This window comes from Candidatus Hydrogenedentota bacterium (assembly GCA_035450225.1).
Taxonomy (GTDB): domain Bacteria; phylum Hydrogenedentota; class Hydrogenedentia; order Hydrogenedentales; family SLHB01; genus DSVR01.
Window position 1 is genome coordinate 174,308 of record DAOTMJ010000002.1, and the last position, 17,249, is coordinate 191,556.

The 17,249-nt window shown below is 58.8% G+C and carries 15 protein-coding genes; 5 read left to right on the forward strand and 10 right to left on the reverse strand.

Going from position 1 to position 17,249, the window contains the following annotated elements; genetic code table 11:
• Nucleotides 1-50: 50 nt before the first annotated feature.
• The 5 genes from P5540_02330 to P5540_02350 all read right to left on the reverse strand — a co-directional run bounded on the left by P5540_02330 (nt 51) and on the right by P5540_02350 (nt 3,914).
• Nucleotides 51-398, reverse strand: a complete 348-nt coding sequence (locus tag P5540_02330) for an STAS domain-containing protein (protein ID HRT63639.1) — start codon at nt 396-398, stop codon at nt 51-53.
• Entirely contained in the window at nt 395-943 is a 549-nt protein-coding gene (gene mraZ / locus P5540_02335; GenBank protein HRT63640.1) for a division/cell wall cluster transcriptional repressor MraZ, read from the reverse strand. The genes P5540_02330 and mraZ overlap by 4 nt, the downstream gene beginning before the upstream one ends.
• A 200-nt stretch (nt 944-1,143) precedes the next feature.
• Nucleotides 1,144-1,620 carry an SsrA-binding protein SmpB gene (gene smpB, locus P5540_02340; protein ID HRT63641.1) on the reverse strand — a complete coding sequence of 159 codons (477 nt, stop codon included), beginning with the start codon at nt 1,618-1,620 and terminating at the stop codon, nt 1,144-1,146.
• A 26-nt stretch (nt 1,621-1,646) separates the two neighbouring features.
• Complete coding sequence (gene tolB, locus P5540_02345; protein HRT63642.1) at nt 1,647-2,951, reverse strand: Tol-Pal system beta propeller repeat protein TolB; 1,305 nt, start codon at nt 2,949-2,951, stop codon at nt 1,647-1,649.
• A 24-nt stretch (nt 2,952-2,975) separates the two neighbouring features.
• On the reverse strand, nt 2,976-3,914 hold the full coding sequence (locus P5540_02350; protein ID HRT63643.1) for a TonB C-terminal domain-containing protein: 939 nt from the start codon (nt 3,912-3,914) through the stop codon (nt 2,976-2,978).
• Nucleotides 3,915-4,347: 433 nt separating this feature from the next.
• Between P5540_02350 and P5540_02355 the strand changes: the two genes are divergently transcribed.
• Genes P5540_02355 through P5540_02370 form a run of 4 tightly spaced genes read left to right on the forward strand, consistent with a single transcriptional unit; the run spans nt 4,348 to nt 9,906 of the window.
• Nucleotides 4,348-5,667, forward strand: a complete 1,320-nt coding sequence (locus P5540_02355) for a DUF1080 domain-containing protein (protein ID HRT63644.1) — start codon at nt 4,348-4,350, stop codon at nt 5,665-5,667.
• The gene (locus tag P5540_02360) at nt 5,664-6,785 is read left to right on the forward strand and encodes a galactitol-1-phosphate 5-dehydrogenase (protein HRT63645.1); all 1,122 of its coding nucleotides are present in this window, start codon (nt 5,664-5,666) and stop codon (nt 6,783-6,785) included. Before P5540_02355 ends, P5540_02360 begins: the two co-directional genes overlap by 4 nt.
• 58 nt (nt 6,786-6,843) lie before the next feature.
• A complete protein-coding gene (locus tag P5540_02365) occupies nt 6,844-7,884 on the forward strand; it encodes a zinc-dependent dehydrogenase (protein HRT63646.1) in 1,041 nt (346 codons plus the stop codon).
• Between the two features lie 21 nt (nt 7,885-7,905).
• Nucleotides 7,906-9,906: an AAA family ATPase gene (locus tag P5540_02370; GenBank protein HRT63647.1), complete on the forward strand. Its 2,001-nt coding sequence runs from the start codon at nt 7,906-7,908 to the stop codon at nt 9,904-9,906.
• A 173-nt stretch (nt 9,907-10,079) separates the two neighbouring features.
• On the opposite strand, the gene P5540_02375 is transcribed toward P5540_02370, so the two are convergent.
• The 5 genes from P5540_02375 to kdsB form a co-directional block, all read right to left on the reverse strand.
• A complete protein-coding gene (locus tag P5540_02375) occupies nt 10,080-11,363 on the reverse strand; it encodes an O-acetylhomoserine aminocarboxypropyltransferase/cysteine synthase (protein HRT63648.1) in 1,284 nt (427 codons plus the stop codon).
• Nucleotides 11,364-11,400: 37 nt separating this feature from the next.
• Nucleotides 11,401-12,321, reverse strand: a complete 921-nt coding sequence (cysK, locus tag P5540_02380) for a cysteine synthase A (protein HRT63649.1) — start codon at nt 12,319-12,321, stop codon at nt 11,401-11,403.
• Nucleotides 12,322-12,415: 94 nt separating this feature from the next.
• On the reverse strand, nt 12,416-13,279 hold the full coding sequence (locus P5540_02385) for a hypothetical protein (protein HRT63650.1): 864 nt from the start codon (nt 13,277-13,279) through the stop codon (nt 12,416-12,418).
• Between the two features lie 52 nt (nt 13,280-13,331).
• Entirely contained in the window at nt 13,332-14,963 is a 1,632-nt protein-coding gene (locus tag P5540_02390; protein HRT63651.1) for a CTP synthase, read from the reverse strand.
• Entirely contained in the window at nt 14,964-15,737 is a 774-nt protein-coding gene (gene kdsB / locus P5540_02395; GenBank protein ID HRT63652.1) for a 3-deoxy-manno-octulosonate cytidylyltransferase, read from the reverse strand. It abuts the gene before it with no gap.
• Between the two features lie 327 nt (nt 15,738-16,064).
• On the opposite strand from kdsB, the gene P5540_02400 reads away from it, so the two are divergent.
• A complete protein-coding gene (locus P5540_02400) occupies nt 16,065-17,249 on the forward strand; it encodes an IscS subfamily cysteine desulfurase (GenBank protein ID HRT63653.1) in 1,185 nt (394 codons plus the stop codon).

Below are 17,249 nucleotides of genomic sequence, written 5' to 3' on the forward strand. Positions count from 1 at the left end.
TTCGGGCTGTCGGACGCGTGCCCGGACCCCAGCCCATGGCCCTCGGCCCGCTACGCGGCTTCCCGGAATTGCTGAATGGCCTGGCTTTCGGTTTCGTGAATGTCGAACAACGCCGATACGCCCGCCATGCGAAAAACGCGATCCGCGTACATGTTCACGCCGACCAGCTTGAGGTCGCCGCCGCCCAGCCGAAGATGGCGCAACCGCTCGACCAATACGCCGAGTCCCATGAAACTGATATGTCGCACGCCGGAAAGATTCGCCACTACCTTGCAGCGTTTTTCTTTCAGACAGCCCAAAAAACTCAGCCGAAGGGCTTTGACGCCGTCGTCGTCAATATCGCCTTCAATCCGCAGGACCACCACAGGTCCCATGTCGCATCGCTCGATGTGTATCATCCCGTCGTCTCTCCCTGGCTGCGGACATCCGCTTGGGTTGATGCGGCGCCTCGCGGTCCGCCCGCCGCGCCGCGCAACAGCAGTTCCGCCGCCATCTCTTCAAACTCCGCTCCCTTGGCCTCTTGGTACGCGTCCCATGCGTCCTTCCGCCACAACTCCAAGTGGTTCCGCATGCCGACCAGGACGACGTCCCGGTCCAGACCCGCGAACCCGCGCAACGGCGCGGGCACCGGCATGCGGCCTTGGCGGTCCACCTTGACATCCATCGCGCAACCGTAAACCAAGCGAAGGAAGTCGTGCGCCTTGGGATCGAGCGGGTCCAGCGCCTCGACGCGCGAAACCAACTTTTCCCATTCCGGCAGGTTGTAGAGGTACAGACAGCCCTTGTACCCCCGTGTCATGTACCACGTAATGTGATCCGACCGTTCCATTAGTTCATGAAGACGTTTCGGCACCGTTATGCGGCCCTTTTCGTCTAAAACAGTTGGATGCGATCCGTAATACATGCCAAAAACCCGGTTTTCCACCACTTTCCACCACTTCACACCACAACATAACACTTTTAAACCACTTTGTCAAGATATTTTTTGGGGATTTTGGGCGTGGTTACCCTATCACCTGCACGGCAAGGATGCTCTTTCGGCGGGTGGGTTGTAATGAAGCCGGCTTTCGCGGTCGGCTTTTGGCAATACGATTCGACGATGACGATTTTGAAATCGGCGATGCAGCCGAAGCGGGTGAAAAATCAGGAGGCGGGCTTTTCGTGCGTCTTGGGGGTCCGTTTCAGGGCACGGTTGAGTTCCCGTTTTACTTCACGTTCGCGTATCGAGTCGCGTTTGTCCACGGAATGTTTTCCTTGGCAAAGGCCGATTTCGACTTTGGCGAGGCCGTTTTTGAAATAGACCCGCAGGGGGATAAGTGTCAGGCCTTTTTCCTCGACACGGACCGCCAGCCGCAGGATCTCGCGTTTGTGCAACAACAGCCGGCGCCGCCGTTCCGGATCGTGGTTGTGAATATTGCCTTGTTCATAGGGATTGATATGCACGCCGACCAAGTAAATCTGGCCGTTTTCCACGTCGCCGTAACCGTCCTTGAGCGTAATATGCCCGTTGCGCAGCGACTTGACTTCCGTGCCCCGCAATTCGATGCCGGCCTCGATGCGATCAAGGATATGATAATCGTGATGCGCCCGCCGGTTTACGGTTACGACTTTCTCGCCCATTCAGGCACGCGCTCCTTTCGCGATCCCTAGCGGCGGGGACCCCAGCAGGGTCCTTCGCAGGACATCCCCTTGACGTTGATGCGGTGCAGATCGCAGGGCGGCAGGACATTGACGGCCCAAAGTCCGGGCTGGCCGGACCGCGTCGAGCAAAACATGATATGGCGCGAATCGGGCGACCATGACGGCGATTCGTTCATGCCGCCGGATGTGCTCAACTGGCGCGCACCGCTCCCGTCCGCATTCATCACATAGATGACGCATCCCAGACCCGACTGTTCCGACACGAACGCAATCAGTTTTCCGTCGGGCGACCAAATCGGGTCGTAGGCCCTGCCGCCCACCATCGAAACGCGGCGGGGATTGCCCCCGTTGGAATCCATCACGTAGATCTGCGGATGGCCGCCGCGATCGCTTACAAAGGCAATCTGATTGCCCGAAGGATCGAAGGCCGGTGATGTGTCGGACGCCGGATCGCGCGTCAGCCGCCGTTCGCCGGTCCCGTCGGAATTCTTGACGTAGATTTCGCTGTTGCCGTCCTTGCTCAATACCATCGCGATCGAACGCCCGTCCGGCGACCACGATGGCGCCGCGTTCAGGCCGACGCTCTTCGACAGCACCGTGCTCCTGCCCGTTGCGCGGTCGAACACGTACAAATACGGGTAGCGATCCTTATACGACACATACGCGACCTTGGAACCGTCCGGGGAGGCCTTCGGCAATATCGAAATGGACCCGTGCTTGGTCAGTTGCTTCGGATTGGCCCCGTCGTAATCCGCCACATAGATTTCCTTCGCGCCCGGTTTTCCGGCGCTGAAAAAAACTTCCGTCGATCCGATTCCCGGAACGCCGTCCACCTTGCGCACCACTTCCTCGGTAAACCGGTGTGCAATGAGCCGCGGCAGATCCCGGCTGGCCGTGAGGCGCTGGCCGACGACCTGTGTTCCGCTGGGCACATCAAACATGCGCATTTCAGCCACAATCGTGTTGCCCTGAAGCGACACGCTGCCCCAAATCAGATAGGCCGTTTTCACGCTGCGCCATGCCGTGAAGTCAATTTGCGTCGGATCCGCCGTGTACCCTTGGAAGGCCGGCGGATAACTGGCCGGCGCTACAATCGCAAAAAGGCCCGTAAAGTCGAGATCGTACGCGGCCACCTGCGCCATTTCCCTTGCGGCCTGCTCCATGCCCGGCGCAGCTGCGAAATCGGGAATGGCTACCGCCAGGCGCCGATCCGCCGATCCCACGCTCCCGATTTCAACGGCTTGTCCCCATGCCCAGCCGCAGAAACCGGCCGTAGCCATGCAAAACACGATCACTGAACGAACGCTCATTTCCTGAATCCTTGTGTTTCTTTGCTATTGTGCCAGCGTAAAGTTGTAAATGACTTGCTGCTCCATGCCGGTAAAGTCTTCCGGCAACGGCGGGAGCGGAGCCGCCTCCAAAATTGCGCGCAGACCCGATTCGCCCAACTGCTCGTCGGATGCATGCTGGATGATTTCCGGCTTGCCAATCAAGTTCCCTTCACGATCCACCCAGAATGATACCAGCGCCTTGTCGTCCGCGCTACTCAGGATAATGCCGGCCGGCGGCATCCAAATCTTCTCGACCTTCATCTGCACCAGTTTCGCCCAACCGTCAAGGACAGTCGGCGTGCCTTCCGGCATGTTGATTCCCGCCTTCATCGGCGCGTTCATGTGCGCAAAGGCGTCGTTGCCGTTTGCATCCCCCGCCACGGAACCCGGCGATCCTTGAACGGTTGATTTCGGCGAGGGGCGATAAGTTCCCGGATCATCCTGTTTCTTGGGTGCTTTGCCGTCTTGCGAAGCCTTTGCAACCGGTTTTTTCGGTTCCGGTTTTTTCGGCTCCGGCTTCTTGGCCTCTGGTTTTTTCGGTTCCGGTTTCGGTTCCGGTTTCTTCACGTCCGGTTTGGGAACGGTTTTCGGTTCCTCGGCGGGCTTGGGTTCGGGTTTGGGTTCAGGCTTGGGTTCAGGTTTGGGTTCGGGTTTGGGTTCAGGTTTGGGTTCAGGCTTGGGTTCAGGTTTGGCAGCCGGTTTGGCGCCTTCACCCAACCCGCGTTCAAGATTCTCCGGGATTTCCTGTTTTTGCGCCTCGCCTTTCGGATACGGAATGAACTGAACCCGAAACGTCTGCGGTAACGACGCCTGATAGATAAAGACGACATAAAAAATGACAAGCGCGGCCATGACATGCAGCGCTATCGAAATCGCCACGGCGCTTCCGAAGCGAATTGGCACGCTCGTCGGCATCCAATAATGTTCATAACGGCTGGACATGGGCATTGTCCGTCACTTTACATGCCGGCGCTTGGGACCACCCCTGCCGACATCACCACATCATACTCTGCCTATTGTGTCGAATCAATCAAGCACCACAATGAATAGTATGACTTTTCGCTTTTTCTCATACAAAATACTATCCGCTGTATTGTGCGAAAGTTCCACCCCCATGACCCATTTCCCGATGGCTGTCGTCATGGTCCACGATTCCCGAGTCGTGGGAGGTTTTCTTTTTCCCGGCGATGCGATTTTTTGCCCTGTCATGCGTTATGATTGCAAACATAACGGGAGGTGTTTCGAAATGCGAAAAAGATACGCGGTTGCTGTTTTGCTTGTTTTCATGACTGCGCCGGCCTTCGGATGGCCGGGTGTCGTACTATTAAAAAACGGCGCATTGTATTGGGGTCAATACAAAAATGTGTCCGGAGTCATGGCAATCGATGCGCGGACGCCGGATCTGACCACGGCGATTCGGGACTATCCCCTTGCGGGGGTGACTAGTGTTGTTGTGCATGTCCAGCGACCGGGCCGGCCTTTTTTTACGTCGGACGGCGCATTGCCCGATGAGGCGTCGTGCCGGCGTCTCGCCCAAGACTTGGACACGATCAACACGCTCGAAATGCTGCCCATTGTCGTGTTGTTCGATCCCGATCCGTCCTGCCAGTTGAAAAATGCCAAAGCCTATGCGGCCGCCGCTTCTGCGTTCCAGCAAACCTTCGGCAAAAGCCGTTACTTCCTCGTGTGCATAACGGATCGCTGTGACGATCCGGCATGGAAAAAGGGCGTGGAGATGGTCCGGGAAGTGGCCGTCGCCTTGCGGAGCGTAGCGCCCGCGCAAGTGCTTGCCGCGGGCGCCTCCAAGGCGGCCGTCAATGAAAACCTGTTGAAAGGCGATGCCGCGGTACATCTGATTATGGCGCGTGGCGTGTCTGTCCGCGTCGCGCAGGCGCCGGTGATCGAAATAATCGAACCCTCTGCGTTAACCGTGGAGGTCTTGGAAACCGTTGTGACGAAAACGATCAAGGATCGAACCTACGGGTTTGTGATTGATTTTGCGGATGGTCCCGCTTCTTCGGAAGTACTGGGTCGCATGTTCGCGGTGGTGGATGCGCTCCAGAAGGCCGCCTATCCCGGGTCCGCGCCCGATCCCGCCGACACGGCGTCTTTGATGCCCGGCGAAAAAGAAGAAGGATTTCTTTCGCTTTTCAACGGAAGGGATTTGACCGGCTGGCTCCAGATTACCGCCCCCAACGACTTCATCGTCGAAAACGGCGCCATCAAACTGGTGGGAAAGGCCGGCGGCTGGTTGCGTTCATGGCATTCGTACGGTGATTACATGCTTCGGCTTGAATTCAAAATCGTGGACAAGGGCAACAACGGCATTTACAATCGCTGCGGCCCGCTTGGGCGGCAGTCGCGCATGGGGTTCGAACTTCAAATTTTCGGCGACCCGGCTGAAATGACGCCGACCAAGGAATCCTGCGGCGCGATCTACGATGTCCGCCCGCCCGACGGCCATTTTTTCAAGCCCGGCGAGTGGAACGCGTATGAAGTTATCTGCAAGGGGGACGCCGTCAAAATATCGCTCAATGGCCACGTCATTCATGATGTCCGGTATGACGATATCGAAGCCATGCGGCCGCGTTCGCGCAAGGGATTCATCGGATTGCAGGACCATCACAACACGGTCGAATACCGGAACATCCGCATCAGGCCCATGGACGGCGCGCCCTCCGAGGAGTTGCGATGAAAGCCTGTGTATTGCGCGCCGTGGGCGATTTGCGCTGCGAAGACGCGCCCGATCCGAAACCGGGACCGGGCGAGGCGCTGATTGCGATCAAGGCATGCGGCGTCTGTGGTTCAGATATCCCGCGCGTGTTCGAAAAAGGGACGTATCGGTTTCCGACGATTCCCGGACACGAAATGGCGGGCGAAGTCGTTTCGGTGGGCGCGGGATGCGATTCGGTGCTTCTTGGAAAGACCGTTGCGGTGTTTCCGCTGATTCCGTGCCGCCGATGCGAGGCGTGTGAAATCGGCGCGTATGCGCAATGCGCGGACTACAACTACCTGGGATCGCGATGCGACGGCGGTTTTGCAGAATATGTTGTCGCGCCGGCGTGGAACCTGCAAGTCGTGCCCGATGGCGTGTCATACGAGGCGGCGGCGATGTGCGAGCCGGCCGCCGTGGCCGCGCATGCGTTGCGCCGGGCCGATCTCGGCCTTGGCGACAGCGTTGCCATTTTCGGCGCGGGGCCTATCGGCATCATGTTGGCCCAATGGGCGCGTAGGGGGGGTGCGAGCCGCGTCTTGCTGGCCGATATTGACGACGCGAAGATCGAATTTGCCCGGCGGTTATGGGACAGGCTGTCCAGCCTGTCGGAGGATGAAGATCGCTTGGGCAATCAGGACAGCCTGGACAGGCTGTCCCACGACAGGTCTGTCTTTTTGAACCTGTTCAATCCGAATCGCGGGGATACACCCGGCTGGGTTAGAGACATTACGGGCCGAGGCGCGGATATCGTGATAGAAGCGTCGGGCAGTTCCGCGGCATTCGAACAGAGCGTGCTTTCTGCGCGGACGTTCGGTCGCGTGGTGCTGATGGGCAATCCGGCGGGCGCGATGCGGCTTTCGCAGAAGGCCTACTGGGCGATTTTGCGCAATGAACTGGCCGTGCTGGGCACGTGGAATTCCGCGTACGGCGGCCTGCCGCGCAACGAATGGCGGTTGGCGCTCGATGCCATGGCTTCGGGCGCGTTGAACGTCGAAGCGCTTGTCACGCATCGCGTAAGCCTCGAAGAATTGCCGGCGGCCATGGCCGCGATGCGCGACAGGAAGATAGCGGTGAGCAAGTTGATGGTGGTGAATTGATCGGGCGGATCCGGCAGATCCGGCCGATCGGTCCGATGAGTCATGGAGATGTGTGCGAATGAAAGCGGCCGTGCTCGAAGGCTTGGACAACCTTGTGGTCCGTGAAGTGCCGACCCCGGAGGTCGAGGACGATGGCGTACTGGTGCGTGTGCATGCTTGCGCGGTGTGCGGCTCGGACATCCGCATGTTCCATCACGGCAACCCGCGCCTCAAGCCGCCGGCCATCATGGGACACGAGTCGGCTGGCGAAGTGGTCGAAGTGGGCAAGCGCGTCACGAAGTTCAGCGTGGGGGACCGTGTGGCGATCGGCGCGGATGTGCCCTGCGGCGAATGCGCGTTTTGTGAGGCGGGCATCGGCAACAACTGTCCGATCAATTACGCGATGGGCTACCAGTTTCCCGGCAGTTTCGCCGAATATGTCTATCTCAACCGCACGGTCGTCAATTACGGTCCGGTCCATAAGATCCCCGATCATGTTTCCTATGACGAGGCGGCGCTCGCGGAACCGCTGGGCTGCGTGTTGAACGCGATCGAGCTGTCGAGTGTCCGGCTCGGCGACACGCTCGTGATCATCGGCGCGGGACCGATCGGCTGCATGATCATCGAGGCGGCGCGGCTCGTGGGCGCAGCGAAGGTCATTGTTGTGCAGCGATCGCGTCCACGGCTCGAAATGGCGCGACGGTTCAATGCCGATGTGTACATTTGCAGTTCGGAAGAGGATTCCGTCGCGCGTGTTCTTGAAGAAACCGGCGGCCATGGCGCGGATGTAATCCTGACCGCATGCCCGTCGCCTCAGGCGCAAATAGACGCGATTGCAATGGCCCGAAACCGTGCGCGTGTGAATTTCTTCGGCGGCTTGCCGAAAGGCCAGTCGAACGTGACGCTCGACACGAACGTCATCCACTACAAGGAACTGTTCGTCATGGGCGCGCACGGGTGCGTTCCGCGTCATCATCAGCAGGCTGTCGGGTTGATTGCGTCCGGCACGTTCAAGATGGGACCATATATTTCGCACACCTTTCCACTGGAGCGGATCGCCGAGGCATTCGCCGCCGCCGAATCGCACGCGGGCATGCGGGTCGTGGTGCGCAGCGCATGAGCGAAGAGGGGAGAGTCGCACATGATTATCGTCAATGAAGAGTCGCCGCGATGGCTGCGTGAACTTGCGCGGTTCGTGACCATCAAGAACCTGCTGTTCGTGTACGGCAACGTCCACGATCTCGTCTCGTTTCCGATTCGGCTCGACGGGCCTGATCCGGTGCGGTGGACCGAAAGCGATCTCAGGGGATTTTTCCAGCGATTCCTTTCCGGTCTCAAGTATGAAGTAATCGGTTGGGCCGATGCCGTTGACGATCTGTCCTTTCCGTCGCCGGAGATGGAGGATTTGTTTCATCGCGTCGAGGCCGGACGTGAACTGCCGGGTGAAGAGAAACCGGACGATCGTAAAAAGGCCGATCCGGCGCAGCAACGGCCATCATTGCCACGCGAACCGCGCGAGCCGCGCCCCTCGGAACCGGCCGATTGGAACCGGACGATCAGCCGCATCGCGCGCGGTTTGCAGAATTCGCGCGTGCCCTGTGCGTTTGTGATAGACCTTGCCTCGCGCTTGACTTCAAGCCCCGATCGTTTGTCGAAAGATGAACGTATCCTGTTCACGCGCGTGTTGAAAGCGGCCGCGGCCAGCCGCGAGGTGGTCCGTCCGGAAGGTCGTTGGAACAATCTCCTGATTCTGGTTTGCGACAAAATGAACGACTTGCCGGCTTTTTTATACCTGAACAACCCGCGCGCGCGATCCATTAACATCGAGTTGCCCGATCGCGAGGAACGCGCGCGTTTCGTCAATCGCTACTATCGGCACTTTTTCGGCGCGTTGCCCAATGCCGCGCCTCCTCCGGCCGTCGTGCGCGATTTTGTGGATCTTAGCGAGGGGCTAACGAACTACGAGATGCGCAGCCTCGTCAACCTTTCCCTGAAAGAGCGCATTCCCATCTGCGATCCCGAAACCGGTGTGCCAAACGTCAAGCGCATCAGCGAGATGTACAAGTATGGCGTCACAACGAGCGAGTGGGACAAAATCGAAGCCGAGAAACTGGCTTCGGCCGAATCGTTTATCCGATCGCGGATCAAGGGCCAAGAAAATGCCGTCGTGCGCGTGCTCGACATCGTCAAGCGCGCGAAAATCGGCCTCGCCGCCGGCGATTCGAGCCGCTCGAACCGTCCGCGCGGCGTTCTGTTCTTCGCGGGGCCGACGGGCGTCGGCAAGACGGAAATGGCCAAGGCGCTTGCCGCGTTGTTGTTCGGACAGGAGGAACGCCTGATCCGCTTCGACATGAGCGAATACGCCGCGCCGCAATCGGATCAGCGCCTGCTCGGCGCGCCGCCGGGCTATGTCGGCTACGAGGAAGGCGGCCAACTCACCAACGCGGTCAAGAAGAATCCGTTCGCGATCCTCCTGTTCGACGAAATCGAAAAAGCACACGGCAGCATTTTCGACAAGTTCCTGCAAATCCTCGATGACGGCCGCCTGACCGACGGCAAGGGCGAGACGATCTACTTCTCCGAGTGCATTATCATCTTCACGAGCAATCTCGGCGCGGTTGCGCGCGGCGAGGCGGCCGGCGGCGCGGGCGCGAAATGGCTCGTTACCCCCGACATGCCCTATGCCCGCATGCGCGACATCATCCTCGACGCCATCCACGATCACTTCAATTTCGTTCTGGGCCGTCCCGAAATCCTCAACCGGTTCGGGGACAATTTCGTGGTCTTCGACTTCATCAAGGCGCCGCTCGACGAGCAGATTGTGGACCTGCTGATCGGCAAACTGGTCAAGGCCGCGCGCGAGGGCAAGAAGATGGAACTGATCGTTGAACCAAAGGTCCGCAATGCGCTCGTGGCGCTTGCGCGGCAGCACTTGCAGCACGGCGGACGCGGTATCCGTAATGCTTTAGATTCCGCGCTCGTCAATCCTCTCAGCCGCGTCCTGTTCGACCGCAACGTGCAACCGCACGCGCTCGTCCGCGTGCAGGATCTCATTGATCGCGGCGAGGAAGCCGCCACGCGGTTCGATTTGACGGTCGAGGTTCAATCCGGCGCGACATCCCTCCCGGGTGGCAACCATTGACAGTGAAGCAACCGGACGGCATGTCCATGCCAGCACCCTAAAGTTTTGGGCAATTTGCGCAACCCATGAAGTTAAACGATCCGGCGAGTGCGAAAATCGCGGGATTTTGAGTGTGATTACGTTAACAACGATGATGAGCACGAAGAGCAACTGGGTCGTGGGCGCTACCCACGTCAGACCCGTAACGCCTGATCCACGTCGGCGATAATGTCTTCGATATCCTCGATGCCGGCGGAAACGCGGACAAAGTCCGGCGTTACGCCCGCGGCACGCTGTTCCTCGGCGCTCAATTGCTGGTGCGTGGTCGAGGCCGGGTGAATGACGAGGGTCTTGGCGTCGAGGATGTTCGCGAGATGCGAGGCCAGCTTGACGTTGTTGATGAACTTGACCGCCGCATCGTAGCCGCCTTTCGTGCCGAATCCGAGGATGGCGCCCTGTCCGTTCGGCAGGTACTTCTTCGCGCGCGCATGATCGGGATGGCTTGGCAATCCGGGGTAGTTGACCCACGCGACGGCGGGATGCTTTTCGAGGAATTGCGCGAGTTTGAGCGCATTTTCGCTGTGGCGCGGCACGCGCAGGTGCAGCGTTTCAATCCCCTGCAGCAGCAAGAATGCGTTGAAAGGCGACAACGCCGGGCCCATGTCGCGCAGGAGCGTCACGCGCGCCTTGATAATGTAGGCGATATTGCCCATCGGCTTTAGCGCCTCGTGGAGGTTGAGGCCGTGATAGCTTTCGTTGGGCCCCGCGATTTCAGGAAACTTGCCATTGTCCCAATCGAACCGGCCCCCGTCCACAATCACCCCGCCGATCGAGTTGCCGTGTCCGCCCAGCACCTTTGTCGCGGAATGCACAACAATATCCGCGCCGTGGTCGAACGGGCGAAACAACAGCGGCGACGTGACGGTATTGTCCACCATCAACGGCAGTCCGTGATCGTGGGCCACCGCGGCGATGGCGTCGAAATCCACGACATCGTTGGCGGGATTGCCAATTGATTCAATAAACAGGAACCGGGTCTTGTCATCAATCTTTTTGGCGAATTCCTCCGGACGGCTTGCGTCAACGAATCGCGCTTCGATGCCGAGGTCCTTGAGCGTGTGCGCGAACAGGTTGTAGGTGCCGCCGTAGAGCGTGGAGGACGACACGAAGTTTTGGCCCGCTTTCGTGATGTTGAGCACGGCCAAGGTTATCGCGGCCGATCCCGACGCGACGCCGAGCGCACCCACGCCGCCCTCGAGCGCGGCCACGCGTTTCTCGAACACGTCCGTGGTTGGATTCATGATGCGCGTGTAAATGTTGCCGAATTCCTGCAGGCCAAACAGGCGCGCGGCGTGATCCGTGTCGTGAAAAACGTATGAAGTCGTCTGATAAATCGGCACCGCGCGCGCGCCGGTCGTGGGATCGGGATCCTGGCCCGCATGAACGGCAAGCGTGGACGGTTTGTAGGTCTGGGTCATGATCGTTTCTCCTTGTCGCGTTGTCTTTGTTGTGCGTTTAGTTTTCAAAGAGGGGCGTTGAAAGATATCGTTCGCCCGAATCGGGAAGAACGACCACGATGGTCTTGTCCGCGTAGGCGTCCTGTGCCGCCAGGCGCAACGCCGCCGCCGCCGCCGCGCCCGAACTAATCCCGCTGATGAGTCCTTCCTCGCGCGCCAGCCGGCGGGCGACCTCGAAAGCCTCCTCGTTCGTAACCTGTTCGATGCGGTCTACAAGACTGAGGTCGAGCACATCAGGCTTGAATCCCGCGCCGATGCCCTGAATCTTGTGTGGACCCGGCTTGCCACCCGAAAGCACCGGCGAGGCCGCCGGCTCGACCGCCACGGATTCGATCGGTTTGAACTGTTTGATGTACCGTGAAATGCCCGTGATTGTGCCGCCCGTGCCCACGCCCGATACCAGCACGTCTATCGTGCCGTCCGTGTCGGCCCATATTTCCGGCCCTGTTGTCTTGAAGTGAATCTCCGGATTCGCCGGATTCTTGAATTGTTGCGGAAGAAAGTAATCGGGATTTTCCGATGCAATGCGTTCGGCCTCGCGGATCGCGCCCGGCATGCCTTCCGTGCCCGGCGTCAGGATGAGATTCGCTCCAAAGGCCTTGAGCATGTTCCGGCGTTCGATGCTCATCGTTTCCGGCATGGTCAATGTCAATTTATACCCGCGTGCGGCAGCCACGAAGGCAAGCGCAATGCCGGTATTGCCCGAAGTCGGCTCGACGATCGAACCGCCCGGCTTCAATACACCGCGCCGTTCTGCGTCCCAAATCATGGCCGCGCCTATGCGGCATTTAACCGAATAAGCCGGATTTCGCCCTTCAATCTTGGCGATGACGGCGCCTTTCAATCCGGCGCCCAACTTGTTCAACCGAACCAGCGGCGTGTTGCCGATACTGTACGAAGCATCCTCATGGATTTTCATGGTTTTTCTCCTTGCTCGAAGAGCGCTTCCGACCACCCAAATCATATATTACATAATCATCTTGGTCAATTTTATAAAACAACAAAACGCCGTGTCAAATTCCCGATGGCGGATGATTATCAATCTCACATGCGGCGGCTATGGATCCTCCGGGGCGGACGAGCACCAGCCGGGCGTTTGTAAAAGGGGCGTTGATCGTTTCCCTGATTTTGGGAAGTGACAACACGAGATCACAGGTCATCAACGGTCCGATTTCCACCGGAGTCGTTTCGTGTAATTCCTTTCCTTGGACGCTCCATGCGCCGGGCACGGGAGGCATCAACCGGTATTCGCTTTCTGGTTTTTCCCGGATATAGAGAACCAGCGCGTAATTCACGGATGACTCTTGAGCCTGCATGTCGGGCGTGCCGGGGACGAACAGGGTGACAGGGCGCATGTGCTTGTTGCGGCATGCAACATGAACGATGCCGTTCCGTGGCGGCGAGGCGTCCATCCGGATTTCCCGGAACGGCCGCAAAATGCCGAGGTAATAGGCCGAGGCGGTCCATGCCACGGCCAGGCATATCAACCAGACAGCAAATCCGCGGCGGGTCGGCAGGATTTCGATTCCCGCGAGGGTAAAGCGTCGGCGTTGCGCGGGTCGTGCTTTTGCCGGCCAGATGCCGAGGCGCTCGCCGAGCCGTTGAATGCGCGGCGGATACGCTTCGATCGGGAGAGCCATGCATTGGCCCAATTGTTCGGCGCGTTGTGCGCGCAGAATTTCGTTGAAGACCGCTATGTCGTGTCGGATCCGCGAGATGTCCGAATCGGGGGCGGGAAGCCCGATGGCCGTGCGCAATTCCGCGGCGCGTGTTTCGAGTTCCGCCATCAGCGCCGCGCGCACCTGCGCCAGGAGGGTTTCCGATTCGTGCCGGATTTGCTCCAGGCGCGCACCGCCTTGGCCTTGTAACTCGGCCATGGCCCTTTCGCGATAGGCCATGGCCAACTGGAGCAATTCTCGTGCGGTGTTGTTATCCACGTTTTTGACGGTTGGCCAAGGCCGCCTTCACGAAGTCGCGGAAAAGCGGCTGCGGATTGAGCGGCGTGCTTTTGAATTCGGGGTGAAACTGCGAGGCGCAAAACCAAGGATGGTCCCTGAGTTCGATAATTTCGACCAGTTCGTGATCGGTCTTTGGATGGACCCCGCTGACAATCAGTCCGGCGGCCTTTTCAAGTGGTTCGCGGTAGTTGTTGTTGAACTCGTACCGGTGCCGGTGCCGCTCCGAAATCACGTCTTGTCCATAGGCCGCCCGAACTTTGGTCCCGGGCTTGAGTTCGCACCGGTAGGCGCCCAGCCGCATGGTGCCCCCCATCGCCTGAATGCCCAGTTGCTCGGTCAGCAGTGAAACGACGGGATCGGGCGTTTCCGTGTTGAATTCGGTCGAATTCGCTTCGGGGCGCCCGAGACAGGTCCGTGTCATTTCAATCACGGCAATCTGCATGCCGAGGCAGATGCCGAAGAAGGGTTTTTTGTGTTCGCGCACGTAGCGCACGGCCCGAATCTTGCCTTCGATTCCGCGGGATCCAAACCCGGGGCCGATCAACACGCCGTCGTATTCCGCCAGCACGGTTTCAGGATCTTCCCCCTGCTCGAAGCGTTCCGAATCCACCCATTCGAGTTGGACCTTGCAATTGTTCGCGATGCCCGCATGCACGAAAGCTTCGTTGATGCTCTTGTAGGCGTCATGGTGGCTCACATATTTGCCCACCGCCGCGATTCGCACGATGTCCGTTGCCGAAATCAACCGGTCCACAATCGCCCGCCACTCCGAAAGATCCCCTTCCGGCGCATCCATATCGAGCAGTTCGAGCACCGTGTCGTCCAGCCCCTGTTTCTTCAGATTCAGCGGAATCGCATAAAAGGGGGAAATATCCTCCGCGCTGATGATGGCGTTGTCCGTCACATCGCAAAACATGGCGACTTTTCTGCGTTGATCCGGCCCGAGCTTGTGCGAGCCGGTGCGGCAAACGATGACATTGGGCTGTATGCCGATGTCGCGCAGCGCGCGCACGCTGTGCTGGGTCGGCTTCGTTTTGAGTTCGCCCGCCGCCTCGATATAGGGCACAAGCGTTACATGCACATAACAGCACTCTTTCGTCCCGACTTCGAGTTTGAATTGGCGGATTGCCTCCAGGAAAGGCTGGCTTTCGATATCACCCACCGTACCGCCGATTTCGATGATGGCCACGTCCACGTCGCTGTTTTCTTCCGTGGTCAGCATTCGAATACGCGATTTGATCTCGTCCGTGATGTGCGGGATGACCTGTACCGTCTTGCCGAGGTATTCGCCCCGGCGTTCCTTCTGAATTACGGCATTGTAAATGCCGCCGGTCGTGACGTTGCTTTTTTGCGACAGATTCGAGTGGGTGAAGCGCTGGTAGTGGCCGAGATCCAGATCCGTCTCGGCTCCGTCGTCGGTGACGAAAACCTCGCCGTGTTCGTAGGGATTCATGGTTCCTGGATCCACGTTGATATAGGGATCGAATTTCATCATGGCGACCTTGAGGCCGCGATACTCCAGCAGCAGTCCAAGACTTGCCGCCAGAACACCCTTGCCCACTGACGATACGACTCCGCCCGTTACAAACACATACTTTGGCATTTAGGCCCCTCTTCCTGTCGTTTGCCTCGTTTCAATCAAAACCCGCGCTCGCTCCAAATCCTCCGGCGTGTCCACGCCGATGCTTTCATAGTCCGTATCAACGACGGCGATGTCGTATCCATTTTCCAGCGCACGCAATTGCTCAAGTTTTTCCAGGCGTTCAAGCGGCGTCTGCGGCAGATTGGCGTATTGCAGCAAAAAGTCTCGACGGTAGGCATACAGTCCGATATGCTGCCAATGGCACGCGACGCCGCGATCCGCCGCATCGCGCACATAGGGAATGGCATGCCGGCTGAAATAAATCGCCCGTCCGCGCGTGTCGCATACCACCTTGACCACATTCGGATCGTTTACCTGTGCCGCATCCCGGATCAATCGCCGCGCGGTGCTCATGGGAAGCGCCGGATCGTCGAACAGGGGCTGAATCGCCGCATCAATCGTGAGGGGATCGATCAACGGCTCATCGCCCTGCACATTTACCACGATGGCCGCATCCGAATGTTTTGCGACTTCCGCGATTCGATCCGTTCCGCTCGGATGATCCGCGCGGGTCATCGCCACCGGCACGCCGTAAGGCGCAATCGCATTCGCCACGCGCACGTCATCCGTCGCGACGATGACTTCGTCAATTGCGCGGGCCTGTCTTGTTTGTTCGAACGTATGCACCACCAGCGGCTTTCCGGCCAACGGTGCAATGATTTTGCCGGGAAAACGCGTGGAGGCCATTCGGGCCGGAATGACGGCAAGGACCTTTCCCTGTGAATTATAACTCATTGAAAAACAATGCCTTGTACATTCATTGCGTTTTTGGTTCGTTTAGTCGAAGGCCTGAAACATTCTGGCGAGGCCCGTCTCTCCAACGGGACCTTACCTTACCATACCCAATGGCTGTTTTCAACCTTGTTGAAAATAGGGTTGCCCGGAATCAAGTTCCATGCGCGGCAGGCGACAAACGGTGGTTGAACCCCGGAGAAAGCCGGGGGGAAGATGATTCAGGCGGGCGGGTTGCTATATCCTTTGTTGGCAACAGGGAATAGTCGTTGACGTTTTATGGTTTTGTCATGGTAAACGGCAGGTGGTGGGTTTTGCCGAGGATGAAACATGAAAAAGCAGGTATATCTTGATCACAATGCGACAACGCCGTTGCATCCGGCCGTGGTTGAAACGCTGAAGGATGCTTTGAAGGAATTTGGCAATCCGTCGAGCATGCATTCGTATGGCCGTGCCGCGCGGCAGCGCATTGAAACGGCGCGGGAACAGGTGGCGTCATTCATGGGGGCCGCGGCGGAGGAAGTGGTTTTTGTTGGTAGCGGTTCCGAGGGCAACAATACGGTTTTATCCATTTTGGGTTGTCCAAGCCGGGGCTGCACGTGTGAACGCAAGCACGGGGTGGACATTGTGACGACGAGCATCGAGCATCCGTGCGTGCTCGAAACGTCCCGATGCCTCAAGGATCGCGGGAGCCGGATCACGTTCGTGCGGGTGGACTCCGACGGCAAGGTTGACATGGATGAACTGAAGGCCGCCATTACCGATCGCACCGGCGTGGTCAGCGTGATGACCGCGAACAACGAAATCGGAACCATTCAGGATATCAAAGCCATCGCGGCGCTTGTGCATGAATGCGGCGCGTTGTTTCATACGGATGCCGTGCAGGCGTTCGGAAAAATTCCGATAGACGTGCGCGACTGGGGTGTGGACTTTCTCACGATCAGCGGTCACAAGATTTACGGTCCGAAGGGCATTGGCGCGTTGTACGTCCGACGCGGCATCCCGTTTTGTCCGCTGATTCGCGGCGGTCACCAGGAACAGGGGCGCCGCGCGGGCACCGAGAATACGCTGGGGATCATCGGCCTCGGCAGGGCCGTCGAATTGCGGGCCGCCGAAATGGAGGCGGAGGGCGTGCGCCTGCGTCACTTGCGCGAGACGCTCAAGCAGGGCATTCGGGACCGTATTCCGGACGTCCATTTCAACGGACACCAGACCGATTGCCTGCCCGGCACGCTGAATGTGTCCTTCGACGGCGCGGAAGGCGAGAGCATCCTGCTTTATCTTGATCTGGAGGGCATTGCCGTTTCGACGGGATCGGCGTGCGCGTCGGGGTCGCTCGATCCCTCCCATGTCTTGATGGCCATTGGCACGCCCGTCGAACGCGCGCACGGATCGATCCGCATGAGCCTCGGACGGGACAACACAATGGAAGACATCGAGTACGTGCTGGACAAACTGCCGCCGATTATTGCGAAAATCCGCGACATGTCCACGGTGTACAAGAGGAGGAAGTAG